Origin of the sequence: Vibrio scophthalmi (assembly GCF_040869025.1) — a bacterium.
Taxonomy (GTDB): domain Bacteria; phylum Pseudomonadota; class Gammaproteobacteria; order Enterobacterales; family Vibrionaceae; genus Vibrio; species Vibrio scophthalmi.
Genome location: NZ_CP134271.1, coordinates 432,766 through 449,705, shown reverse-complemented (window position 1 = coordinate 449,705; position 16,940 = coordinate 432,766). Strand labels below are relative to the sequence as shown.

Below are 16,940 nucleotides of genomic sequence, written 5' to 3'. Positions count from 1 at the left end.
AAAAATATGAAAATCCTTATTGTTGATGATTTTTCAACAATGCGCCGCATCGTTAAAAACCTACTTCGTGATTTGGGTTTCAATAATACCCAAGAAGCGGACGATGGCTTAACTGCATTGCCTATGCTCAAGAAGGGCGATTTCGATTTTGTCGTGACTGACTGGAACATGCCAGGAATGCAAGGCATCGACTTGTTGAAACATGTTCGTGCAGATGCAGAGCTTAAGCACTTGCCTGTACTTATGATCACCGCAGAAGCGAAACGTGAACAGATCATTGAAGCCGCTCAAGCAGGCGTAAATGGTTACATTGTAAAACCGTTTACAGCAGCAACATTGAAAGAAAAATTAGACAAAATTTTTGAGCGCTTATAGTCAATTATTTGACATTAGCTATTCGGCGACAAAGGCCAATTAGTAATGATTTCATTAGAACAGGCAAAACAACTCGTTGAACTGTTAGAAAGTGGTCAGCAGCAGGAAGCAGATGCTCTTGTAAAAAATATCAACGATGCGACTAGCGAACCTATGTTGCAGGAAATCGGCGAATTGACTCGTGAGCTACAAGAGTCGATTAGGCAATTTCGCCTTGATGACCGTATCGCTGAACTTACCAATGACGAAATTCCTGATGCAAGGGAACGCCTCCAATACGTCATTGAAAAAACAGAAGTTGCAGCGAACAAAACGATGGATGCGGTGGATCGATGTATGCCGATTGCCGACAGCCTTCACGATGGCTTACTCAAGGTACGTCCACAATGGAATGAGTTGATGCATGGCAAGATTGAGCTTACGGAATTTAAAGCTCTCTGCCACCGTATTGACGAACTGTTAGGGCAAGTTGAAGGGAATAGTAGTGAACTACATAGCCTGTTGACCGATATTCTCATGGCTCAGGATTTCCAAGACTTAACCGGACAAATCATCCGTCGTGTTATTGAGTTAGTGCACGAGGTTGAACTCCGCCTCGGTGATATTCTTACGGCGTTCGGTGACGATAAACAAGAATCCGACGCGACTAACAACAAGAAAAAAGCATCAACTGACCCTGAGGGGCCAATATTAAACCCTCATGAGAGGGCGGATGCGGTTTCATCACAAGACGAAGTCGATGACTTACTCTCAAGTCTTGGGTTTTAGAGGTAACTTATGAGCTACGATTTAGACGAAGATATTCTTCAGGACTTTTTAGTTGAGGCGGGTGAAATTCTCGAACTGCTTTCAGAGCAGTTGGTAGAGCTTGAAAATAACCCGGATGATAAAGATCTGCTTAATGCGATTTTCCGTGGTTTCCACACGGTAAAAGGCGGTGCAGGCTTCTTGGCGCTAACGGAACTGGTTGATACCTGTCACGGCGCAGAAAACGTGTTTGATATTCTGCGTAATGGTCAGCGTAAAGTAACGGCAGATCTTATGGATACGATGCTTCGTGCATTGGATGCCGTTAACGTGCAGTTCCAAGCGGTGCAAGATGGCGAACCTCTTCCTCCTTCTGAACAATCTCTTCTTGATGAATTACATCGTCTAAGCAAACCAGCTTCAGCGGAAGAAGCTGTCGTAGCTGCACCTGTCGCTGAACCTGTGATTGAAGCGCCTGCCCCAATCGTAGAAACGCCAGTTGCCGCGCCTGCAGCATCATCGGCAAGTTCGATTGATGAAATCACGCAGGATGAGTTTGAAAAGCTATTAGATGAGCTACATGGTTCAGGGGCTGCTCCTGGTTCAGCGCCAGCACCTGCCCCTAAAGCACCAGAGCCAGCGATGGCTGCTAGTGGCGATATCACTGATGATGAATTTGAAAAGTTATTAGATGAACTTCATGGTCTAGGTAAGGGCCCTGGTAAAGAAGAGAACGTTGTTGCGAGTGCACCTCCAGCGCCGGCAGCTCCAGCACCTACTATGAGTTCAGGTGATGAAGATCTAATGACAGACGCCGAGTTTGAAAAATTACTCGACGAATTGCACGGACAAGGTAAAGGCCCAAGCCCTGAAGAGCTTGAAGTTGCCACCAAACCAGCAGCACAAGTTGAAGCACCTCAAGCGGCTGCGCCAGAGGCAATTGCACCACCACCGGTGATGCCAGCTCCAGTTGCGAGCGCGCCTGAAGCCGTGCCAGCAAAAAAAGAAGCGCCAGTACCGGCGAAGAAAACACAAGCCGAAGCTACCGTTCGTGTCGATACATCGACACTCGATATCATCATGAACATGGTTGGTGAATTGGTATTGGTTCGTAACCGATTATTGAGCCTCGGCTTAAATAGTGCTGACGAAGAAATGTCGAAGGCGGTATCAAACCTTGATGTCGTGACAGCCGATTTGCAAGGTGCGGTGATGAAAACACGCATGCAGCCAATTAAGAAAGTATTTGGTCGCTTCCCTCGTGTTGTTCGAGATCTTGCTCGTAGCCTAAACAAAGACATCACGCTGGAAATGCGTGGTGAAGATACTGATTTGGATAAAAACTTAGTAGAAGCCCTTGCGGATCCATTGATTCACTTGGTGCGAAACTCAGTTGACCATGGTATCGAAATGCCAGAAGACCGCGTAAAAGCGGGTAAATCACGCACTGGTAAAGTCATCCTTTCTGCAGCACAAGAAGGGGATCATATCCAATTAGCCATCGTCGATGATGGTGGCGGTATGAACCCTGACGTACTACGTGGTATCGCGGTTAAACGCGGGATGATGGATGAAGATGCCGCTTCACGCTTGACCGATAAAGAGTGTTTCAACCTGATCTTTATGCCGGGCTTCTCAAGTAAAGAGAAAATTTCTGATATCTCAGGTCGTGGTGTGGGTATGGATGTCGTGAAAACGGCGATTAACACACTAAATGGTTCAATCGACATTGATTCTGAAATGGGTAAAGGCACCCAAATTACCATCAAAGTGCCGTTGACTCTTGCGATTCTACCAACCTTGATGGTTGGCGTTGCAGGCCACCCATTTGCCTTACCATTGGCAAGTGTGAATGAGATCTTCCACCTTGACCTTAGCCGTACCAACGTGGTTGACGGGCAGTTGACGATTATCGTTCGCGACAAGTCGATTCCATTGTTCTATTTACAAAACTGGCTCGCGCCGCGTGCTGGCTTTGTTGAACAGCGCAAAGGTCATGGGCATGTAGTGATTGTGCAATTGGGCAGTCAGCGCGTTGGCTTTGTTGTTGATACCCTTATTGGTCAAGAAGAAGTGGTGATTAAACCACTAGATAATTTGCTCCAAGGTACGCCAGGAATGGCGGGTGCGACGATCACAAGTGATGGTCATATTGCCTTGATTTTAGATGTGCCAGATTTGCTAAAGCGTTACGCATCAGCTTCTCGAATCTAATTAATCGTTGAACAATTAAAGGAAAATCATGGCAATAAGAGTTTTAGTCGTCGACGATTCAAGTTTCTTTCGTCGTAGAGTCAGTGAGATTATTAATTCCGACGCACGTCTAGAGGTTCTAGACGTTGCAACTAACGGAAAAGAAGCGGTAGAGAAAGCGCTGCAGCTTAAACCTGACGTTATTACGATGGATATTGAAATGCCAGTGATGGACGGTATCACAGCCGTCCGTGAAATCATGGCATCTAATCCGATTCCAATTTTGATGTTTTCATCACTGACTCACGATGGCGCTAAAGCCACGTTAGATGCACTGGATGCAGGCGCTCTCGATTTCTTACCGAAAAAGTTTGAAGATATTGCTCGTAACCGTGATGAAGCGGTGAGCTTACTGCAACAACGTGTCATTCAAATCGCCGCACGCCGCAACTTTATGCGTCGTCCTGCTGCGCCACGTCCAGTTGCGACCGCTGCTACTGCGGCGACGCGAGCGACGACCACGTCATCTCTACGTAGTGCTCCGACGGCAGCTCCGGCTGCGCGTCCGTTGTCACCGGCTGCAAGATTTAAGGCGAGTGGTAAAAAATATCAACTGACCGCAATTGGTACCTCGACAGGTGGGCCAGTGGCTTTGCAGAAAATTTTGACCAAGTTACCAGTGAACTATCCGCATCCGATTGTGCTGATCCAGCATATGCCTGCGACATTTACTGCCGCTTTTGCCAGCCGCTTGAACTCGCTGTGCAAGATTGAAGTAAAAGAAGCTGCCGATGGAGATGCGCTAAGACCGGGTGTGGCTTACCTTGCTCCTGGTGGCAAACAGATGATGATTGAAGGCCGCCCGGGTAGTGCTAAATTGCGCATTATCGATGGTGGTGAGCGCATGAACTACAAGCCATGCGTTGATGTGACATTTGGCAGTGCGGCAAAAGTCTACGGCGATAAAGTACTATCGATGGTTCTTACGGGTATGGGTGCTGATGGCCGTGAAGGTGCGCGTATGCTGAAAACAGCGGGTGCAACCATTTGGGCACAAGATGAAGAAAGCTGTGTTGTGTACGGCATGCCTCAAGCAGTGGCTAAAGCGGGTATCTCTACTGAAGATCTTCCGCTCGACCGCATTGCAGAGCGTATGCTGGTCGAAGTCGGCCTAGCTTAGAGGTAAGGCAATGATCGTTTGGAGTATTGCAAACCAGAAAGGTGGGGTGGGTAAAACTACGACCACCATTACGTTGGCTGGTTTGTTAAGCAAACAAGGTAAGCGAGTATTACTCGTGGATACCGATCCACATGGCTCGCTGACAACTTATTTGGGTTATGACTCTGATAACGTGCCTTCTAGCTTGTTCGATCTGTTTCAGCTAAAAGAGTTTACCGAACATAGTGTGATGCCGCTGGTGATGGATAGCGATATTCAAGGTATCGATATTATTCCAGCGCACATGTCTTTGGCGACCCTTGATCGTGTGATGGGCAACCGCAGTGGTATGGGATTAATTCTGAAACGTGCTTTGGCAGCGGTGAAGAATCACTATGACTATGTGTTGATTGATTGCCCGCCGATTTTGGGTGTCATGATGGTCAATGCCTTGGCAGCTAGTGATCGTATTTTGATCCCAGTACAAACAGAATTTTTGGCGATGAAAGGGCTAGAGCGCATGGTGCGAACCTTGGCTATTATGCAGAAGTCGCGCAATAAACCGTTTAAAGTCACCATCATCCCAACCATGTATGACAAGCGAACGCGAGCATCATTGCAAACGTTGCAGCAGTTAAAGAAAGATTATCCAAATCAAGTTTGGTCGTCGGCAGTGCCGATTGATACCAAATTTAGAGATGCAAGTATTAAGCATCTACCGGTTTCTCATTTTGCCTCCGGCAGTCGAGGTGTCTTTGCTTACAAACAATTGCTGCTGCATCTAGAGAGGCTGGCAATTAATGAGTGAAGAGACACTACTTTCGAGTGAGCAAGCGCTAGACGACTACTTTACTTCACTGCTTTTTGAAGACGAAGAGTTACAAGCACTTGTGACGCCCGATTTAGACGATACAGTGCTTGCAGAGCCAGAGCCAGAGCCAGAGCCAGAGCCAGAGCCAGAGCCAGAGCCAGAGCCAGAGCCAGAGCCAGAGCCAGAGCCAGAGCCAGAGCCAGAGCCAGAGCCCAATGACTATACACTTGAGCCGATGATTCAAACGGCGCAAGAGGCCTACTTCTATCATCCGGTGACGGCAGAGATTGAAGTCCCTAACCTTGAAGATGTTGAACGGTTGCTGAAACAGCTCGAAGCCTCAAATCCTGTTGAAGAGCTTGAGCTGGATCAGGTGATGGATCAGAATACCGTCCAGATCGCGCAAGAAGTTCAAGCTAAACAACTGGTTGATGAAATTCAAGAGTGGGATGTTGAGCCTTATGATGAAGAGGTTCAAGAGGTTGAATTAGAACCAGCAACATTTGACGTTGCTGATAAGCGAGTAGCAGAAACGGTTTTCTCTCAACCAACAATGAGTGAAGCTGAACCTGGGCTTACGACCGACATTCAAAGTATTCCTGAAACCCAAGCGGGTGGCTTACTGAGTGGCACTTGGCAAAGTACCCAGCGTGAGCAAGATTTTCAGGTGCTCTATTTTGATGTAAATGGCGTCACATTTGCTGTTCCGCTTGACGAACTTGGTGGTATTCATCAGCTGTCAACGTTGAGTCACCTGATTGGTCGTCCAGCTTGGTATCTTGGCTTACAGTCAACACGTGATGCTCAGTTCGATGTTGTCGATACGGCAAAATGGGTGATGCCAGATAAGCTGCTCGATGATGAATATAAAGAACAATACAAGTACATTGTGATGCTCGGTGCGAGTCTTTGGGGCTTAGCCTCGACACAGTTAATGGGGACAGAGCTTCTCAATACTGAGAAGGTTCGCTGGCGAGAAACCGCAGGGAAACGACCATGGCTAGCTGGCATGGTGAAAGAAAAAATGTGCGCTTTGATCCATGTTGAAGCATTGATCACTATGCTAAATGCTGGACTTGATGTAAAAGCATTAGACAATTAGATAAGTACGCCAATAAGGGCTTAGAGAGGTTAAGGTATGTCTCAAACTAGCGAACTTGAAGTAAGAAAAGATCAGTTAAATGACGAAGTACTTCAATGGGTTACGTTTCAGCTAGAAGAAGAAACGTACGGCATTAATGTAATGCAAGTACGTGAAGTTCTACGTTACACGGAAATTGCTCCAGTACCAGGTGCTCCAGACTATGTTCTAGGTATCATCAACCTTCGTGGCAACGTGGTGACTGTTATCGATACACGTTCTCGCTTTGGTTTGATGGAAGGCGAAATTACGGATAATACACGTATTATCGTTATCGAATCCGAGCATCAAGTTATCGGCATCTTAGTCGACAGCGTAGCTGAAGTGGTTTACCTACGTTCTTCTGAAATTGATACCACGCCAAGCGTTGGTACGGATGAAAGTTCTAAGTTTATTCAAGGCGTAAGCAACCGTGAAGGTAAGCTACTGATCCTAGTTGACCTGAATAAACTGCTTTCTGACGAAGAATGGGATGAGATGGCTCATCTGTAATGAATATTGATACTGGCTGGTTTAACCAAGCTCCTGCTATTGCAGCAGGAGTGATCTCGTTCATATTATTGGTATTGCTATTTAGTGTACTACGATTGAAACGTAACCAGCGACTTGCGACCGAGCAAAGCCGACAACAGCAGCGTCATCTTGAAAGAGAACTGCAAAAAGCCAATAAACAGCTTTTAGAGGTTCGTTCAGTGGTGATTGGTTTAGGCCAAAAAGTGAGTGAGCAAGAAGATATTATTCAACATCTTTTACAGCGAATTAAAGAATTAGAGCAAGCTGATGGTGATGGTCGCATGTATTCACGAGCGACGAAGATGGTTCAGCTTGGCGCCGATTTAAATGAGTTGATAGAAGAATGCGAGCTGCCAAAAGCAGAGGCTGAGTTGATGATGTCTTTGCAAAACAAATTGTCAGGTCGAGAAAAAATCCCACCGCTTGAAGGGATGCCTGACCAGTCGTTGCAGAAACGCCGACGGATGCAGATGAAATAAAATAAAAAGGATGCCATAAGGCATCCTTTTTTGTTGGTAAAAAATACCGCAGGCATGATGCGTGAATAGTTGTAACTAAATAATGACAGTTGCGTCAAATTATAGATAAATATTAATAACTTCTTACTTAGTTTCGTGATTCGTAAAGCTCTAGCACTATGTTGTCAAAAAGTGGCTGTGGTAAGATACCTACTTCAATTCTTTTAGTGGCAGCACATGCTTGAAGTAAAACAATTAACTGCGATTCGTGATGAAAGAGTTTTGTTTGAATCTCTGTCTTTTACCATAGAGGGCGGCGAACTCGTTCAGATAGAGGGTCGAAACGGCACCGGTAAAACCACTTTGCTGCGAATTGTGACAGGGTTAGGTGATCGCGATGACGGTGAGATCTTCTGGAACAATGAATCGATTGAATCAAACCGAGATGCATACCATCAAGATTTGCTGTTTCTAGGCCATCAAACGGGAATAAAACGTGAGCTAACCGCTTACGAAAATCTCAGATTTTACATTTCGATCCATAGTAAAAAACCAGCCGATAAAGAGACGATCTATAATGCGCTGGTGAAGGTGGGTCTTGCTGGGCGCGAAGACGTTCCTGTCGCACAGCTATCGGCAGGGCAACAACGTCGTGTTGCGTTGGCTCGCTTATGGTTGAGTGACCATAAACTGTGGATTTTAGATGAGCCGTTGACCGCGATCGATAAGCAAGGTGTGAAGGTATTGGAAGCGCTGTTTCTCAAACATGCTGAGCAGGGTGGCATAGTGGTGTTAACCACACACCAAGATATGTTTGCGGATAATCCAAAATTACGAAAAATCAAGTTGGGTGGTTAACCGTGCTAGGCATAATGAATTCAATTATTCGACGTGAGCTATTGATTGCGTTTCGTCGCCAAGCAGACGTGTTTAACCCACTATGGTTTTTCATCATAGTGATCACCTTGTTCCCATTAAGTATTGGCCCCGAGCCGAACTTATTGGCGCGCATTGCCGCAGGCATTGTTTGGGTTGCGGCGTTGTTGTCGGCGTTGTTGTCATTAGAGCGATTGCTGCGTGACGATTTTCAAGATGGTGCGCTTGAGCAAATGATGCTGATGCCAGTGCCTTTGCCATTAATGGTGATCTCAAAAGTGATTGCGCACTGGGTGCTGACCGGATTACCTCTTATCTTGATCAGTCCTCTGCTGGCCATTCTGTTATCGCTCGACTTTAATACCTGGCTTGCGGTCGTCTTAACCCTATTGGTGGGTACGCCAACATTGAGTTTTATCGGTGCGATTGGGGTGGCACTAACCGTCGGGCTGCAAAAAGGCGGTGTGTTACTCAGTTTATTGATTTTGCCTTTGTATATTCCAGTGTTGATTTTTGCGACATCAGCGATTGATGCGGCATCACTGGGAATGGCTTACAACGGCCAATTAGCGGTATTAGGCGCAATGTTTATGGGGGCATTAACGTTAACACCGTTCGCGATTAGTGCGGCATTGCGTGTAAGTGTAAATTAATTGTTTTTGATCAAGCACGAAAATTCCCCAGTATATAAATTACAAAACTATTAATAGCTAGGTGCAAATGATGCCTAGTCGAAAAATGAAGTAATAGAGTGAGAATGACGATGTGGAAATGGCTTCATCCGTACGCTAAGCCTGAAGCGACTTACCGACTGTGTGGTAAGTTACTACCATGGTTTGCCGTCCTAGCTTTGTCTTGCCTAGTGATAGGTACTGGCTGGGGGCTTGCGTTTGCTCCTTCTGATTATCAGCAAGGTGACAGTTTTAGGATTATCTACATACATGTGCCTTCGGCAATTTGGTCGATGGGCGTTTATATGTCTATGGCGATTGCTGCTTTCATCGGTTTGGTTTGGCAAGTGCGCATGTCTGACATGGCGGCACTCGCGATGGCTCCCATCGGCGCATTGTTTACTTTTATTGCACTATTAACCGGTGCAATTTGGGGTAAGCCAATGTGGGGCGCATGGTGGGTATGGGATGCTCGCTTAACTTCAGAATTGATTCTGCTTTTCCTCTATTTAGGTGTAATTGCACTTTACCACGCGTTTGATGACCAAAAAACTGCAGCGAAAGCCGCAGGTATTTTGGCGATTGTGGGGGTAATCAATTTACCCATCATTCACTTCTCGGTTGAGTGGTGGAATACGCTGCACCAAGGCGCAACAATCACCAAGTTTGACAAACCATCGATTTCTAACGACATGCTTTGGCCACTGTTGCTCAATATTGCCGGCTTTGCTTTCTTCTTTGGCACCGTCACTATGATCCGTTTACGTAATGAGATCATCAGTAAAGAGAGCCATCGTCCTTGGGTTGTTGCATTGTCCTCACGTTTATCTTCTCACGCAGACAAGCAAGGAAACTAATCATGCATTTTGACTCTTTTAGTGATTTTCTTGCCATGGGTGGCTATGCCGGTTACGTATGGAGCGCGTTTGGTATCACATTCGCGTCGATGATTATTCTGCTGATCAGCAGTGCTCGTCGACACACAAACCTACTTAATGAAGTTCAGGCAAAAGTCGAGCGTCAGGCTCGTATTGATGCAGCTAAGAATTTGGAGAACACTCTATGAACCCAAGACGTAAAAAGCGGCTCGCTATTGTTCTAGCCATCGTTCTTGGCATTGGTTCAACCGTGGGCCTAATGCTTTATGCTTTAAACCAGAATATGGATCTGTTTTATACCCCAACCGAATTGGTACAAGGTAAACCAGACGGTAGCAAACCCACTGTTGGCCAGCGCTTACGCATTGGCGGCATGGTTGCTGTTGGTTCGGTGAAACGCGATCCGGACTCATTACGAGTGTCGTTCGATTTGCATGATGTTGGTCCAATGGTTACGGTTGTGTATGACGGTATCTTGCCGGATCTATTTCGCGAAGGTCAGGGCATCGTGGCGCAAGGCGTGTTAGTCGATGCGACGACAATTGAAGCGCATGAAGTGTTGGCGAAGCATGATGAAGAATACATGCCGCCAGAAATTGCTGAAGCGATGGAAAAAACCCACCAACCGCTTAAATACACAGAATCACAAAAACAAGGAAGCGGTCAATGATTGCTGAAATTGGTCATTTTGCGCTGATTTTGTCGCTTGCCATGGCAGTGCTGCTAAGCATTCTGCCATTGGTCGGTGCATCGCGTAATAACACCTTATTAATGAACTCTGCTCGTCCATTGTCATGGGCAATGTTCTTGCTATTGTCGCTCTCATTTGCGATTTTACTGTGGGCTTTTTATAGCAATGATTTCACACTGACGTATGTCGCGAGTAACTCAAATACCTTGCTGCCTTGGTACTATCGTTTAACGGCGGTTTGGGGCGCACACGAAGGTTCACTATTGCTCTGGGTATTGATCCAAGCGGGTTGGACTGTGGCGGTAGCGACTTTTAGCCGTGGCATGCCGCAAGAGTCAGTGGCTCGTGTTCTGGCTGTGATGGGGATGATTAGCGTTGGCTTCTTACTGTTCATCATTCTAACTTCGAACCCGTTCTTACGCACACTGCCATTCTTCCCTGTTGATGGTCGCGACCTTAACCCATTGTTGCAAGATCCGGGTTTGATTATTCACCCGCCGATGCTGTACATGGGTTATGTAGGTTTCTCAGTTGCTTTCTCTTTTGCAATTGCGTCACTAATGACTGGTCGCCTAGATACGGCATGGGCACGTTGGTCTCGTCCTTGGACGACTGCAGCATGGCTATTCCTAACATTGGGCATCTCACTAGGTTCATGGTGGGCATACTACGAACTTGGCTGGGGCGGTTGGTGGTTCTGGGATCCAGTAGAAAACGCATCATTTATGCCATGGCTTGCGGGTACGGCATTGATGCACTCTTTAGCGGTAACGGAAAAACGCGGCACCTTTAAAGCGTGGACGGTACTGTTGGCGATTTCAGCGTTCTCATTGAGTTTGCTAGGCACCTTCCTAGTACGTTCGGGCATTCTTGTATCAGTACATGCATTCGCCTCTGATCCATCACGTGGTATGTTCATTCTCGGCTTCTTGGTGTTTGTGATTGGTGGTTCGTTGCTACTGTTCGCTGTTAAAGGCGCGGCGGTTCGTGTTCGTGGTAACTTTGAGCTGGCTTCACGTGAAAACGCACTGTTAGCTAACAACGTACTACTAATGGCTGCTTTGATGGTGGTGTTAGTCGGTACACTTCTACCGTTGGTGCATAAACAGCTCGGTCTTGGTTCCGTCTCTATCGGCGCACCATTCTTTGATATGTTGTTTGCATGGCTAATGATCCCATTCTCGTTTGTATTGGGTATCGGTCCGCTGATCCGCTGGAAACGTGACGATCTTAGCTCACTAGCAAAACCGATGATCATCAGCGGTATCGGTGCTGTACTCTTAGCTGCACTGTTCAACTGGATGTTCTCTGATTACTTCGTCTTCATGACCTACCTTGGTTGGTTGATGGCGATGTGGATTGTATTGCTGCACGGTTTTGAATTGCACCAGCGTGCAACGCACCGCCATAGCTTTGTTGTTGGTGTGCGCAAATTACAACGCAGCCATTGGGCGATGATGTTGGGTCACATTGGTCTTGCGGTCACCATTATTGGTATCGCAATGGTACAGACCCACAGTATTGAACGTGATGTCCGTCTATCGCCGGGAGATAATTTCCAGCTGAAAGGCTACAACTTCCATTTCTCTGGTGTGCGTGATCATGACGGCCCGAACTACGATGGCTATATTGCAGACTTCGAAGTGACGCAAGATGGTAAATACATCAATACGCTACATGCGGAAAAACGTTTCTATAAAACCGCACGTTCGATGATGACAGAAGCGGCGATTGATCGCAGCGTAAGTCGTGATCTTTATGTGGCTTTAGGCGACCGCTTGGATGACGGTAAATCATGGGCAGTGCGTTTGTACTATAAACCATTTGTAAACTGGATTTGGGCAGGCTCAGTGTTTATGGCGCTTGGTGGTTGTGTCGCAATCAGTGATCGACGCTACCGTTTCCGCAAGCCAGCAAAAAAGCAGGAGGCATAAAATGAACAAGAAACTGTTATTTATTCCACTGTTTGCTTTTTTAGCACTAGTGGCCGTATTTACCACTCAGTTAGTGCGTAACTCAGAAGGGGATGACCCAACCAAACTCGAATCGGTTTTAGTTGGTAAACACGTCCCTGAGTTCCGCCTAGAAGACTTGGCTGAGCCGGGTAAGCTATACGACCAAAGCATCTTTAAAGGTGAGCCTTTACTATTGAACGTATGGGCAACGTGGTGCCCAACATGTTACGCCGAGCACCACTACCTCAACGAGTTAGCGGGTGACGGTGTAAAGATTATTGGTCTGAACTACAAAGATCAGCGTGATAAAGCAGTGACCTGGTTAAATGATTTGGGCAACCCATACTTGATCAGTCTATTTGATGGCAATGGTATGTTGGGGCTTGATCTGGGCGTGTATGGCGCACCTGAAACTTTCCTGATTGATGCCAACGGCGTGATTCGCTACCGCCATGTCGGTGATGTGAATGCTCGCAACTGGAAAGAGACTTTGCAGCCGATGTATCAACAATTGGTTGAGGAGGCAAAATAATGAAAAAATGGTGTATCGCGTTATTTGTCGCCCTGACATTTTCAATGGTCGCGCATGCGACGATTGAAGTGTACGAATTTGATACCTTGGAGCAGGAACAGCAGTTCAAAGACCTTGGTAATACGCTGCGTTGTCCTAAATGTCAGAATAATACCATTGCGGATTCTAATGCTGAACTTGCGCAAGACTTGCGTCATAAAGTGTATGAAATGACCAAAGACGGTAAGTCAAAAGGTGAGATCGTCGATTACATGATCGCTCGTTACGGTAACTTCGTTACCTACAATCCACCGTTTACCTTAGCGACGTCGATTTTGTGGTTAGGTCCACTGTCGGTAGTGGTGATTGGCTTTGCTGTGATCGTGCTACGCAGTCGCAAGTCAAAGCAACCTCAGGTTGCTGATGACAAATGGGATGAGAACAAAGAGCAACGATTAAAAGCTCTGCTCGATGAAGAGAATGATGGAGACAAGCAGTAATGACATTATTTTGGATTGCATCAATCATTCTTGTTGCGTTGAGTGGTGTTTTGATTGCGTTGCCATTTATCAATCGCAAAGAGAATACCGACGAAGCGCTGCGTGATGAACTCAATAAAGCGCTGTATAAAGACCGTCTGACTGAACTGGAAGTTGAAGCGGAAGAAGGTTTGATGGACGATCAGCAAGAGCTGATCGCGGATCTTAAACAGTCGCTGCTGGATGATATTCCAACCGAAGCGCAAACTAAGGTCGAAAGTAGCATTAACCCATGGTTGGTGATTGTGCCATCGATGTTGCTGACAGTGATTATGTCTTACGGCCTGTACTTTAAGTTTGGCGCCGCTGATGATGTGATGGAATGGCAACAAGTGAACGATAACTTGCCAGCGCTATCGAAAAAGCTGATGTCACCGGAAGGAGCTGCGTTAAGCGAAGATGAAATGCGCGATTTAACCCTCGCATTACGTACCCGTTTACACAACCAACCCAAAGATGCGACCGGTTGGTTACTGCTTGGTCGTATTGGTCTGGCGAATCGTGATGTTGATACTGCCATTGGTGCAATGAACAAAGCGTATAAGCTTGAATCAGATAACCCTGATGTCATGTTAGGTTATGCTCAAGCACTGATGCTGTCGCAAGACGACGTTGATCAAGATAAAGCGCGTTCAATCTTAGGGAAATTGGTGCAGAAGAATTACATGGATGTCCGTGTGTTCTCATTGCTCGCCTTTGATGCTTACGAGCGTAAGGACTTTGCCGCGGCGGTTCGTTACTGGAGCATCATGCAGCAAATGATTGGCCCACAAGATGAGCGTTACCAAATGCTGGATCGCAGTATTGACAATGCCAAAAAGCAGATGGGTGATAAAGCCGTTGCGGGAGCGAGTGTGTCAGTGGCGATTTCTTTGGCCGAGACTGTAAAAGCGAACCCTGATGCGTCACTGATTGTATCGGTACACACCGCTGATGGTGCGCCAATGCCGGTGGCAGCAGCCCGTTATCCTCTTGGCTCATTCCCACGCACAGTGGTGCTCGATGATAGTAACAGCATGATGCAAGGGCGTAAGCTGTCTGAACTCGAAGATTACATGGTTCGCGTACGAATTGATGAAGATGGCAACGTCGCCACCTCTCAAGGCGATTGGTTTGGTGAGAGCCAGTCGGCTAAAATGGGCGAATCGGTAGCAGTTATTGTGGATCGACAGTACCAATAATAGCGATTAATGCGTAAACTTAGGCCGGTAACTTACCGGCCTTTTTTATGGAAAAAATATCAATGAAGAGCCTTAAGCCTAAGGTATGGACATCGTTGCTTTCTGTTGCTTTGCTAGCAGGGTGTGCGACTGCCCCTGAAGAGCAAGAAGCAGCAGCGTCTAATGTGAGCGACCCGATCGAAGGATTCAACCGCAGTATGTGGGCATTGAACTACGATTATCTAGACCCCTATATAGTGCGCCCAGTTTCACTGACTTACGTTAATTACACGCCTCGTCCTGTACGTCTAGGTATTTCCAATTTTCTTAGTAACCTTGATGAGCCATCTAGTGTAGTGAACAACTTGCTGATGGGTAATGGCGGCAAAGCACTCGACCACTTTAACCGGTTTTGGATAAACAGCACTTTTGGTTTGTTGGGCTTAATTGATATCGCCTCTGATGCCGGTATCACTAACCATAAAGAGAAAGCTTTAAGTGATGCGATTGGTCATTGGGGGGTGGGAAATGGCCCTTACGTGATGGTGCCGGGTTATGGCCCGTGGACCGTGCGGGAAACCGCTAACTTTGCCGATAGTGCCTACTTGCCTTTGTCGCTGCTTAATTTCTGGGCAGGGCTGGGTAAATGGGCATTTGAAGGAATGGAAAGTCGTGCGGCGGTTGTTTCGCAAGAATCAATGTTAGAAAACTCACCAGATCCATATGCCTTAACGCGTGAAGTGTATATTCAGTACCAAGACTTCAAAGCAGAAATCGAAACTCAGCAGCAAGAGGTTGATCATGACGAAGAGGCCTACCTCGACGAGTATCTCGACGATCTGTAGTTTGCTTTGTCTTTGTGACTCAATTGAACAGCAACAAAAAAGGCTTGGGAATCCCAAGCCTTTTTTTTATCTATCTAAAGCGTTTACGGAAAATTAGAATTTGTAGTTCGCTTGCACACCGATTAGCCAGATGCTGCCAGTTACTTCGCCTTCAAAACTACCTCCAAATGCGTCAGCACCTAGGCCAGGATCTGTTTCATGCATCTTAGCGTCTTTAGCCATGATGTAAGTGAAACCCGCATCAAGAGACAGTTGCTCAGACCATTGGTAACCGGCACCAATGCTTAGCCATAGACGGTCAGTCTCTGGAATGGTCGCTGTGCGGTGCTCTTCACTTACCGCTGATGTATCGTACGCCACACCAGTGCGAAGTTGCAGCTTATTGTTGTATTGGTAAGTTGAACCAATCGCAAAGCGGTAGTTGTCTTCCCAGTTTTCGTGTTTGATTAGCTGAGAGCTTTCGGCACCAAATTCAGGAATGTTCGCTTCTAGGGTTTTGAAGCTACTCCAATCGGTCCAGTTGATGCTGGTATGAATTGCTACTTTTTCTGATACTTGGTGGTAAGTGGCAATTTCAGCCGTCGCAGGTAAGGCAAGATCCATGGAGCCTGAATATCTGGCTTGTTTTGCGGCTCCTGCAACTTTATCAAAACCTAAGCCTTCTGCATGACCAGTTAGAGTCAGATTTACTTCAGACTTATAAGTAAAACCAATCTGGTTTGCATCATTAATCTGCCAAAGTGAGCCAAGTTGCCAACCCCATGCTTTGTCATCGCCTTCCATATACTTCAAGTTATCACCAGGTTGTGCGTTGATAAGACCTGGAATAATTAGTTCACCGTGCTCAGAAACTACAGCACCAAAGCTACCTTCAGCGATGATATAGCGCACACCACCACCGATGCTGACTGCTGGAGTTAGTTGGTAGGCCGCATTTAGATTGGCTTCCTTGGTAATAACACTGGCTTGGTTGCCATGGTTCGCTGCAGCAAAGTCTTTACCTAAGTCAGTTTCCATGCCGTAGTTGGTGCCTAGCGCAAAGCCAAGTGCAAACTTGTCGTTGTACTTATGTGACAGATAGAAATTTGGAATCACCGCATCATGAGCAAAGTCATCAGAGCTGGCTGAATATGGCTTGCCACGATGAGTTGAAGTACCTTCGATATCAATATTTGGATCAACATAGATTGCGCCAACAGAAACTTGAGTGCCTTCTAGTTGCATTAGCAACGCAGGGTTACGCCATTGTGAGCTTGCATTGTCAGCCATTGCTGCTTCACCTGCGTATGCACGGCCAAGACCTGTTGCTGAATATTCTGCTAGCTGGAAACCTGCGGCGTTTGCGGTGGTTGCCACTGACATTAGACCACATGCTACCGCAAGTGATAGAAGAGACTTATTTGTTTTCATTGTTATG

At 46.5% G+C, this 16,940-nt stretch carries 19 protein-coding genes; 18 read left to right on the top strand and 1 reads right to left on the bottom strand.

What is annotated here, in order from left to right:
• Positions 1–6: 6 nt before the first annotated feature.
• The 18 genes from cheY (at position 7) to RJD38_RS01885 (ending at position 15,523) form a co-directional block, all read left to right on the top strand.
• Complete coding sequence (gene cheY, locus RJD38_RS01970) at positions 7–375, top strand: chemotaxis response regulator CheY (RefSeq protein ID WP_005600258.1); 369 nt, start codon at positions 7–9, stop codon at positions 373–375.
• Between the two features lie 45 nt (positions 376–420).
• Positions 421–1,143, top strand: coding sequence for a protein phosphatase CheZ (locus tag RJD38_RS01965; protein ID WP_009385028.1), 723 nt, complete (start codon positions 421–423; stop codon positions 1,141–1,143).
• 9 nt (positions 1,144–1,152) lie between these two features.
• Positions 1,153–3,336, top strand: a complete 2,184-nt coding sequence (locus tag RJD38_RS01960; protein ID WP_009385026.1) for a chemotaxis protein CheA — start codon at positions 1,153–1,155, stop codon at positions 3,334–3,336.
• A 28-nt stretch (positions 3,337–3,364) separates the two neighbouring features.
• Positions 3,365–4,495: a protein-glutamate methylesterase/protein-glutamine glutaminase gene (locus tag RJD38_RS01955; RefSeq protein WP_065430702.1), complete on the top strand. Its 1,131-nt coding sequence runs from the start codon at positions 3,365–3,367 to the stop codon at positions 4,493–4,495.
• A gap of 10 nt (positions 4,496–4,505) precedes the next feature.
• Positions 4,506–5,282 (top strand): ParA family protein, encoded by a 777-nt coding sequence (locus tag RJD38_RS01950; protein WP_005600250.1) that lies wholly within the window; start codon positions 4,506–4,508, stop codon positions 5,280–5,282.
• Positions 5,275–6,387 carry a chemotaxis protein CheW gene (locus RJD38_RS01945; RefSeq protein ID WP_367971389.1) on the top strand — a complete coding sequence of 371 codons (1,113 nt, stop codon included), beginning with the start codon at positions 5,275–5,277 and terminating at the stop codon, positions 6,385–6,387. Before RJD38_RS01950 ends, RJD38_RS01945 begins: the two co-directional genes overlap by 8 nt.
• Before the next feature lie 36 nt (positions 6,388–6,423).
• On the top strand, positions 6,424–6,918 hold the full coding sequence (locus tag RJD38_RS01940) for a chemotaxis protein CheW (RefSeq protein WP_005600246.1): 495 nt from the start codon (positions 6,424–6,426) through the stop codon (positions 6,916–6,918).
• Entirely contained in the window at positions 6,918–7,418 is a 501-nt protein-coding gene (locus tag RJD38_RS01935) for a DUF2802 domain-containing protein (protein WP_005600244.1), read from the top strand. Before RJD38_RS01940 ends, RJD38_RS01935 begins: the two co-directional genes overlap by 1 nt.
• A 216-nt stretch (positions 7,419–7,634) precedes the next feature.
• Positions 7,635–8,255 (top strand): cytochrome c biogenesis heme-transporting ATPase CcmA, encoded by a 621-nt coding sequence (gene ccmA / locus RJD38_RS01930; protein WP_005600242.1) that lies wholly within the window; start codon positions 7,635–7,637, stop codon positions 8,253–8,255.
• A 14-nt stretch (positions 8,256–8,269) separates the two neighbouring features.
• Complete coding sequence (gene ccmB, locus RJD38_RS01925; protein WP_009385015.1) at positions 8,270–8,926, top strand: heme exporter protein CcmB; 657 nt, start codon at positions 8,270–8,272, stop codon at positions 8,924–8,926.
• A gap of 110 nt (positions 8,927–9,036) precedes the next feature.
• Entirely contained in the window at positions 9,037–9,801 is a 765-nt protein-coding gene (locus RJD38_RS01920) for a heme ABC transporter permease (RefSeq protein ID WP_005600239.1), read from the top strand.
• Between the two features lie 2 nt (positions 9,802–9,803).
• Positions 9,804–10,010 carry a heme exporter protein CcmD gene (ccmD, locus tag RJD38_RS01915; protein ID WP_005600237.1) on the top strand — a complete coding sequence of 69 codons (207 nt, stop codon included), beginning with the start codon at positions 9,804–9,806 and terminating at the stop codon, positions 10,008–10,010.
• On the top strand, positions 10,007–10,492 hold the full coding sequence (gene ccmE, locus RJD38_RS01910; protein ID WP_065430700.1) for a cytochrome c maturation protein CcmE: 486 nt from the start codon (positions 10,007–10,009) through the stop codon (positions 10,490–10,492). The genes ccmD and ccmE overlap by 4 nt, the downstream gene beginning before the upstream one ends.
• On the top strand, positions 10,489–12,447 hold the full coding sequence (locus RJD38_RS01905; protein WP_005600234.1) for a heme lyase CcmF/NrfE family subunit: 1,959 nt from the start codon (positions 10,489–10,491) through the stop codon (positions 12,445–12,447). Before ccmE ends, RJD38_RS01905 begins: the two co-directional genes overlap by 4 nt.
• A 1-nt stretch (position 12,448) precedes the next feature.
• Positions 12,449–13,000 carry a DsbE family thiol:disulfide interchange protein gene (locus tag RJD38_RS01900; protein WP_005600232.1) on the top strand — a complete coding sequence of 184 codons (552 nt, stop codon included), beginning with the start codon at positions 12,449–12,451 and terminating at the stop codon, positions 12,998–13,000.
• The gene (locus RJD38_RS01895; RefSeq protein WP_065430699.1) at positions 13,000–13,479 is read left to right on the top strand and encodes a cytochrome c-type biogenesis protein; all 480 of its coding nucleotides are present in this window, start codon (positions 13,000–13,002) and stop codon (positions 13,477–13,479) included. Before RJD38_RS01900 ends, RJD38_RS01895 begins: the two co-directional genes overlap by 1 nt.
• Positions 13,479–14,699, top strand: coding sequence for a c-type cytochrome biogenesis protein CcmI (ccmI, locus tag RJD38_RS01890; protein ID WP_065430698.1), 1,221 nt, complete (start codon positions 13,479–13,481; stop codon positions 14,697–14,699). Before RJD38_RS01895 ends, ccmI begins: the two co-directional genes overlap by 1 nt.
• Positions 14,700–14,761: 62 nt before the next feature.
• Complete coding sequence (locus RJD38_RS01885; protein WP_065430697.1) at positions 14,762–15,523, top strand: VacJ family lipoprotein; 762 nt, start codon at positions 14,762–14,764, stop codon at positions 15,521–15,523.
• A 93-nt stretch (positions 15,524–15,616) separates the two neighbouring features.
• Here RJD38_RS01885 and RJD38_RS01880 read toward each other — a convergent pair whose 3' ends face one another.
• The gene (locus tag RJD38_RS01880; protein WP_065430696.1) at positions 15,617–16,933 is read right to left on the bottom strand and encodes an outer membrane protein transport protein; all 1,317 of its coding nucleotides are present in this window, start codon (positions 16,931–16,933) and stop codon (positions 15,617–15,619) included.
• Positions 16,934–16,940 lie beyond the last annotated feature (7 nt).

What these genes read in the sequence shown, in the direction of transcription:
- ccmD (WP_005600237.1), top strand. Translation starts at nt 9,804, where the DNA reads ATGCATTTTGACTCTTTTAGTGATTTTCTTGCCATGGGTGGCTATGCC.
- RJD38_RS01885 (WP_065430697.1), top strand. Translation starts at nt 14,762, where the DNA reads ATGAAGAGCCTTAAGCCTAAGGTATGGACATCGTTGCTTTCTGTTGCT.
- RJD38_RS01895 (WP_065430699.1), top strand. Translation starts at nt 13,000, where the DNA reads ATGAAAAAATGGTGTATCGCGTTATTTGTCGCCCTGACATTTTCAATG.
- RJD38_RS01955 (WP_065430702.1), top strand. Translation starts at nt 3,365, where the DNA reads ATGGCAATAAGAGTTTTAGTCGTCGACGATTCAAGTTTCTTTCGTCGT.
- RJD38_RS01950 (WP_005600250.1), top strand. Translation starts at nt 4,506, where the DNA reads ATGATCGTTTGGAGTATTGCAAACCAGAAAGGTGGGGTGGGTAAAACT.
- ccmA (WP_005600242.1), top strand. Translation starts at nt 7,635, where the DNA reads ATGCTTGAAGTAAAACAATTAACTGCGATTCGTGATGAAAGAGTTTTG.
- RJD38_RS01940 (WP_005600246.1), top strand. Translation starts at nt 6,424, where the DNA reads ATGTCTCAAACTAGCGAACTTGAAGTAAGAAAAGATCAGTTAAATGAC.
- ccmE (WP_065430700.1), top strand. Translation starts at nt 10,007, where the DNA reads ATGAACCCAAGACGTAAAAAGCGGCTCGCTATTGTTCTAGCCATCGTT.
- RJD38_RS01935 (WP_005600244.1), top strand. Translation starts at nt 6,918, where the DNA reads ATGAATATTGATACTGGCTGGTTTAACCAAGCTCCTGCTATTGCAGCA.
- RJD38_RS01965 (WP_009385028.1), top strand. Translation starts at nt 421, where the DNA reads ATGATTTCATTAGAACAGGCAAAACAACTCGTTGAACTGTTAGAAAGT.
- RJD38_RS01880 (WP_065430696.1), bottom strand. Translation starts at nt 16,933, where the DNA reads ATGAAAACAAATAAGTCTCTTCTATCACTTGCGGTAGCATGTGGTCTA.
- ccmI (WP_065430698.1), top strand. Translation starts at nt 13,479, where the DNA reads ATGACATTATTTTGGATTGCATCAATCATTCTTGTTGCGTTGAGTGGT.
- RJD38_RS01900 (WP_005600232.1), top strand. Translation starts at nt 12,449, where the DNA reads ATGAACAAGAAACTGTTATTTATTCCACTGTTTGCTTTTTTAGCACTA.
- RJD38_RS01960 (WP_009385026.1), top strand. Translation starts at nt 1,153, where the DNA reads ATGAGCTACGATTTAGACGAAGATATTCTTCAGGACTTTTTAGTTGAG.
- cheY (WP_005600258.1), top strand. Translation starts at nt 7, where the DNA reads ATGAAAATCCTTATTGTTGATGATTTTTCAACAATGCGCCGCATCGTT.
- RJD38_RS01945 (WP_367971389.1), top strand. Translation starts at nt 5,275, where the DNA reads ATGAGTGAAGAGACACTACTTTCGAGTGAGCAAGCGCTAGACGACTAC.
- RJD38_RS01920 (WP_005600239.1), top strand. Translation starts at nt 9,037, where the DNA reads ATGTGGAAATGGCTTCATCCGTACGCTAAGCCTGAAGCGACTTACCGA.
- ccmB (WP_009385015.1), top strand. Translation starts at nt 8,270, where the DNA reads ATGAATTCAATTATTCGACGTGAGCTATTGATTGCGTTTCGTCGCCAA.
- RJD38_RS01905 (WP_005600234.1), top strand. Translation starts at nt 10,489, where the DNA reads ATGATTGCTGAAATTGGTCATTTTGCGCTGATTTTGTCGCTTGCCATG.